Raw genomic sequence first — 1,044 nt, forward strand, 5'->3', positions numbered from 1 at the left:
CTTTTCTTTGAAGGTAGAAGTATTTATTCTTATGGTTATCATTTTGAGGTTGGAAGAATCGTAAGAAATAAGTGTGGTGAAAAGGCGTATTTGCTTAACGATAAGTATTATTCTTCTTTTACCTGTAAACATCAACATTGTGTTCGTAGTGCAATACCAACTGGTTCAAAGGTATTTTCTGTTGGATATAATATGTCTGATGATGGCAGCATGGCTTTTATCACCAGTCAATTGGAGCTTATCAAAGAGGTTATCGAGAAATACAAGAAGGTTAGAACAAGCCTGTCTTATAGGGATGTTTGGGGAGTATTTAGAAATCTAATGGATTATATTGAGTTCTTTAATATGGGTACTCCCAAGAGCCTTCTTAAAAAGAGTGCAAACACCTGGATCGGAACTAAACATGAGTTATCTTATGAATCGGATAAGATTAAAAGTGAATATGTCCATGAGTTAAAGCGTGTGTTTGAGGTATTGCTAAATCATCAAGCGTTAGAAACTTTAGGAACGACCAATGTGATAGTAGATGAGATTTGTGGTGAAGGAACGTGGGCTGAGTATGTGGCCAGATGTCAGAGATGGGAAGACAGTCAGGCGAAAAAAGAGGCTTTAATTTTTGAAAAAAGAAGAAAAGAAAAAGAAGATCGCAAGAAAAAATTTGAAGAACAGATCGAGATGTGGAAGTCTGGCAAGATTCTGGAATTATATCTACATTATTATTTGGAGGATGACCAGCCTAACGTATGGCTTCGCATCAAGAATGGCATAATTGAGACTAGTAAGAATATCAAGATAGGACGAGCTGAGGCTGAGAGACTTTGGAAATTGATAAAGTTCTTCCATAATGGCAGTAAATTCCAACACGATATGGTATTGGATACAACCGGTCACAAATGGAAGATCAATAGCTATAAGAATGATATATTGGTTGCTGGATGTCATAGGATCGCATATAGCGAGATGGAGGGTGTTGCGAGACAATTAGGATGGGATTAAACAGATATCAACTAACATTTGAGAGCTATGGCAATCACTATCAGATTT

At 36.8% G+C, this 1,044-nt stretch carries 1 protein-coding gene; it reads left to right on the plus strand.

Annotated features, from left to right (window positions below):
• Positions 1–996 (plus strand): hypothetical protein (locus ACFFUV_RS23410; RefSeq protein WP_390198336.1); only part of this gene is annotated, 996 nt, incomplete at its 5' end.
• Positions 997–1,044: the final 48 nt, after the last annotated feature.

It is taken from the genome of Vibrio olivae (assembly GCF_042428525.1).
Taxonomy (GTDB): Bacteria; Pseudomonadota; Gammaproteobacteria; order Enterobacterales; family Vibrionaceae; genus Vibrio; species Vibrio olivae.